Origin of the sequence: Brasilonema bromeliae SPC951, from assembly GCF_012912135.1 — a bacterium.
Classification (GTDB): domain Bacteria; phylum Cyanobacteriota; class Cyanobacteriia; order Cyanobacteriales; family Nostocaceae; genus Brasilonema; species Brasilonema bromeliae.
The window spans coordinates 29,441-35,175 of record NZ_QMEB01000031.1; the positions used below are offsets into that span (position 1 = coordinate 29,441).

Genomic DNA, 5,735 nt, shown 5'->3' on the forward strand with positions numbered 1-5,735 from the left:
AGCCATATAAAAATATGACAAAAATATGTTTCTAATTTTTCTAATTTTTTGAATTTTTGTTATGAAAAAACATTGACGGGAACAGTATAAATAAGGAGAATTCCAAATGTGTAAATTCACAGAAAGGGTAATTACTGAGTGTCTAAGCAATAGGTAACACTCACGAACGCGGCGGACGAATACTTTTCTGAAATTGGCATCTTCTCTGGAATCATGTATTAAAAAGTACTTTTTATCTCCACTTGAAAAACACAGTGAAGATACTGATTGAACAAGATACTAATTATAGTGTTATTAACATCCTATCTTGAATGACCGGAAAAGGAGGGGGAGAATAAGAGAGTGAAGGAATTAGAAAAACACCCCCCTTTACATGGTTTCAACCCCAACTGGTCAAACTATTTATCAATAAAAATACGGATGGATCTGTAATTATTTAATTCAACAACTAAAATTTGCGGCGATGCTCCTTTAGGAGCGCTAGCATTGCTGCTCGCCATGTTTAGTATCTCGCTCAAAACTGCCGAACGCTTGTGAGAACTGCGTAAGTCCTGAAATCATTAGACCACAAAGCGTAGGGTGACCTGGCTCCTTTATGCCGGGGTTGGGCAAAGTTTTGATAAAAATGGACAACCCTGTAGTCTAATTGGATCAACCTTAAAGTGAAACGGTATTAGAGGTTGTTTGTAAACTCCCAGAAGGTATAATTTTGTCGTTCTGATTTGGGTCAACTGCAACGCAAAATTAAGGTTTTAGGCATGCACTGAGATATTTCGCTGTGCCCACTATCAGAGCAAAAGACACTTTTAAAACACCCTCTTAAATATATTCCCCGCCCTTAACGTAGAGTACAGGACGAGGAATATCAATAGTTGTGTTTTCTTCAACTGAGAACTGTCAAAAAATATAGTTCATCTTTGGCTGCTTTCGTCGCACTAAGACTTAGGCTTATATGTTGAAGCAACATGCAACTCTTTTAATTGCTTTGCGTCTACTACTGAAGGTGCATCTGTTAACAAACAACGTGCTTGTTGCGTTTTTGGAAAAGCAATGACATCGCGAATTGATTCTTCTTTCGCTAGCAACATCACCAAGCGATCTAAACCATAGGCGATCCCACCATGAGGCGGGGTACCATATTCAAACGCTTCCAACAGAAAGCCAAACTTATTATGTGCTTCCTCTGGGGAAAGTCCAATCGCCTCAAACACCTGCTCCTGAATTTCCCGCTGATAAATCCGCAGACTACCACCGCCTACTTCAAAACCGTTGAACACCAAGTCATAAGCTTGTGCTCTTGCACTTTTTAAGTCGCTCAAATCATCAGGATGGGGTGCAGTAAACGGGTGATGCAGTGCTTCTAGGCGATTTTCCTGTGCGTTCCATTCAAACATGGGAAAGTCTGTAATCCAGAGCAAGTTGATTTTTTCTGGATCTATTAACCCGAATTCTCTAGCGGTAACTTGGCGTAACCTATCTAATGTTTTATTGACAGTAGCAGTGTCAGCAGCCGCGAAAAGCAGTAAATGACCAGGTTTCGCATCTGTCCGGCGTAAGATTTCCTGTTTTTGCTCTGCGGTGAGGTTGTCTTTAATTGCACCAATGGTGTCGATTTCTCCATCATCTCTGACTCGGATGTAAGCTAAACCTTTAGCACCTGCATCAGTGGCTTCCTTGAATAAATCACCGCCTGGTTTGATGCGGACATTAGAAATTGAATCGTTCCCATTGGGGATGGGAAGAATTTTGACAATTCCTCCGTTGGTAACAGCTTCCCGAAAAACCTTGAAGCCACAGTCTTTGACAACATCTGAGACATCAACGAGTTCTAAACCATAACGTGTATCTGGTTTATCACTACCATAGCGTTCCATTGCTTCGGCGTAGACTAGACGCGGGAAAGGACGTTGTAATTCAATGCCTTTAACTGTCTTGAAGATGTGACAAACTAATTTCTCGTTTAATTCGATAATTTCTTCTTGGGACATGAAACTCATTTCCATGTCCAACTGGGTAAATTCTGGTTGTCTGTCGGCGCGTAAGTCTTCATCGCGAAAGCAACGGGCAATTTGATAGTATCTGTCAAAACCTGATACCATCAGCAATTGTTTGAATAGTTGGGGTGATTGCGGTAAAGCAAACCATTCACTAGGGTTGACGCGACTGGGTACGAGATAATCTCGCGCACCTTCGGGAGTGGAACGGGTGAGGACAGGGGTTTCGATTTCTATAAAACCTTCCACGTCTTCTAGGTAACGACGCATGGCTTTGACAACTTGATGGCGTAGTTGCAAGTTATTTGCCATGCGATCGCGCCGCAAATCTAAATAACGATACTTCAGCCGCAACTCTTCCCGCACAGGATCGGCGTCTGCGGTGGAAACTTGGAATGGTAACTGTTTAGCGACTGAGTTAAGGAGTTTAATTGTATCAGCGTAAATTTCAATTTCGCCTGTAGGTATGCGGGGGTTCAGGGATTCTTCAGGACGTTGCGTCACTCTACCTGTGATTTCAACAACGTATTCATTTCGTAGAGTATTTGCGAGTTCATAAGAATTTGGGGTACGCTGTGGATCGCTGACGACTTGAACAATGGCAGTGCGATCGCGTAAATCTATAAATATCACACCTCCATGATCGCGGCGACGATCTACCCATCCGTACAAGGTGACAGTTTCTCCAATGTGTTCTTTTCGGAGTTCGCCGCAATAGTTAGTTCGCATAAGTATTAGTTCTTAATGGCCGAGCTAGAGAATTCAAGTCAATGTTAAAGCTTTTTCATTATCTAGCATCATTAGTCATTTTAATTTTAGAAATCTCATGCAAAAACTGACAACAGATGAAACAGGTAAGCACCCGTGTCATCTGCTCAAAAATTCGTTGCTCGTTTTGACGTGAAATTAAGCAAAATTAACGTTGAGGGCGAGGACTACTCAAAGCATCTCACGCGGCTAAAGCTGCATCTAGTCAGCGATGATCGCCTAGTTCGGCGACTTGTTATCGTCCAAACGAAAATTCAGACGTTCTGGAAAGTTGTTCTTGTTCTATCTTTCGCAATGCCTCAATTCGTGCTTCAGTAGAGGGATGGCTAGAGAACAAGTTGCCCAGGAATTGTCCCGAGATTGCGTTTGTAATCAACAGTGGCTCAAACGCTGGGTTTGCTTGTAGGGGTAGTTGTCTTGTTGTCGCTTCCAAACGTTGCAGTGCACGGGCTAAGGCGCGAGGGTTACGTGTTAATCTAGCAGAACCTGCGTCTGCTGAAAATTCTCGCGTACGTGATATTCCCAGTTGAATCACTGTCGCAGAAATTGGAGCAAGAAATATTGTCAACAACATCCCCAGAGGATTTAGACCATTCCGGTCATCCCGTGAATATGGAGTATACCAAACACTGTAGCTAACGATTTGGGCTAAGAACGAGATTGCACCTGCAATCGTAGCAGCAACCGCCTGTGTTAAGGTGTCACGGTTAGCAACGTGAGTGAGTTCGTGGGCGATGACGCCTTCGAGTTCATCCTCTGGTAATAAATTTAAAAGACCTTCGGTGACTGCAATCGCAGCGTGTTCTGGATCGCGTCCTGTGGCGAAGGCGTTGGCAGCTGGGCTAGGGACAATGAAAATTCTTGGCATGGGTAGATTGGCCCGTTGGCACAATTTTTGCACCATCTGATACAGTCCCGGTGCTTCCTGAGGTGATACTGGCTGGGCACGTTATGCCGCCAGCGCAATTTTATCAGATTGATACCAAGAAAATAAGTTTGTCACTGCTATGACAATTCCCACAATTACACCACTGGTACCGCCAATCACCCAGTAGCTAATCGTAATCAAAATCGCGCTTAAGGAAAGACCCCGTCCTTAAGGACGGGGTTTAATCCCTATAATGCAGCAGTTTTGAATTGATTTCTCATATTTTGGTCTCCTTAGTAATACTGAAGTCATAGATTTATTGCTCGCAACAGCATTACTTAACCCGCACTTTGATTGTATCGACCTCAACACAGATTCATCAGGTAGAAATTGCGCTCTAGATTTAGTACGGTTTTCTCACTCAAGTTTTTAAGTCCTCTTTGTGGTTTATACTTAAAGTTCATCCCATTTATTGCTGCCTCAGCGACTTGTCGTTGAGTGATTTTGATGACAACTTAGCTCACATCCTGATGATAGGTTCCAAAAACTTATGTGAAGACGGCGATCATTTGTATACTGCCGTTCCATTGTAGTGAGTTGCATCGGGAAGGTGAACACAATTGGAACTCCTGTCTAGCCACCTGTGCTATGCAGGCGGATTTCGGTGCGCCCTCTAACTTTGGCTCTCCCGTCGGGTGAACCCGTAAGGGCGGTTCCCAATCCCCCACTGAAAGATTACTCAATTCTGAATTCTGAATTCTGAGTTGGTGAATTTTTCTTTAATGATTTAACTGCTCTAGACAATAACGCAAACATAAGGCAGACCAACACAGGGAATCCAACGGATTAAGACATCACCTCTCTTGGACAAATCTCATGGCGCAAAATATCAACAGAGTAGGAATGGTGCAGAAGTATACTAAGATTTTGCACGATTTAGCAATATTTATCATCAGCCCTTGGTTAGAGAGAGCATCTGTCAAATCTCTGCAAAAACGAGTCGATTATCTAGAACGACGTTTATGTCAAGATCTACCGAACACAGAACAACGTTTGGGGTCGCTCATTCAGCAACTGCAACGCCAGTTCAACCTTCTGCAAGACAATACAACAAATCGATTAGACAAGTTATTAGAGTACGATTTGCCTCAACAAGTGCTGGACGTGCTGAAAGAGCAGACTGATTTGATAATTCAAAACATAAAACCGATTGTGGAAGATTTGATACGCGAGCAAGAGGAGAATAAACCTTTACAAGAAAATATCAGCGAAGCACTTATTCAAGTCAAACATCACAAAATCGAAGAATTTTCAGAACATCTTCAAGAGTTCACGGCGTTACCCTTCGGGTTCGCAGTCGCCTACGGAGGGAGACCCTCCTGCAGCGCTGTCTCACTCCCACTCCCAGAAGAACAATCAGCAGCCTCTCTAGAAGCAGGCTTGTGGCTCCTAGCTCATCGAGATAAAATAACACAAGAAGTAGCGGATGAGTTATTGGGTTTGCAAGCTTCCCAAACAGAAGTCTTTCGTCAGAACCTTAGTAGATATTTGAAACTGCTTGGAAGCTGCTTGGAAAACGGAATTCAACCTCGTTTACTTTATCAAGGTATCATCACTCATGAGCAGCCGGCAGTTGAGATATATGTGAATGGGTTCAAGTTGATTCAAAATAAATACATCAAGTGTTGGGAAGATTCAGCACAAGTCTCAACTGAAGCAGCTCAACAGTTGAGGGTGTACTTCAAGTACCTTATTGATTATTTGCTCAAAGCTTTAGCTTTCTCGCCGTAAGCCCCGCACCATAGATGTAATCAGCTTGGTGTCGGGATATAAGGCGGACAAAAGCTCGGTGCACCCGACGCATTGTCCCCTAAAAATCAGCCAGCCTTTGTTTTGTGGATCTGTGTTCCAAGACGAGTACTCGTTGTAGTAAGGCTGGCTGATTTTTTCGTGTAAGACCCCCGCCCTGACCTATGTTAGATAAGATTTAACGAGGGAATGGGGTGTCCGAGTTTTTGTCTATCTCTGATACTGGTAACGAATTAATAAGATTTGACACTCCCCTGCCTAAAGGCGAGGGGATTCTACATTCATCGTCAGAACTT

At 43.2% G+C, this 5,735-nt stretch carries 2 protein-coding genes and 1 pseudogene; 1 reads left to right on the plus strand and 2 read right to left on the minus strand.

Annotated elements, in window-relative coordinates:
* Positions 1 to 935 precede the first annotated feature (935 nt).
* Positions 936 to 2,723: an aspartate--tRNA ligase gene (aspS, locus tag DP116_RS06365; protein WP_169154373.1), complete on the minus strand. Its 1,788-nt coding sequence runs from the start codon at positions 2,721 to 2,723 to the stop codon at positions 936 to 938.
* Between the two features lie 274 nt (positions 2,724 to 2,997).
* Positions 2,998 to 3,834, minus strand: a pseudogene (locus DP116_RS06370) (M48 family metalloprotease).
* Between the two features lie 672 nt (positions 3,835 to 4,506).
* Here DP116_RS06370 and DP116_RS06375 point away from each other — a divergent pair.
* Entirely contained in the window at positions 4,507 to 5,421 is a 915-nt protein-coding gene (locus DP116_RS06375; RefSeq protein ID WP_169154374.1) for a hypothetical protein, read from the plus strand.
* The last annotated feature ends 314 nt before the right edge of the window (positions 5,422 to 5,735 follow it).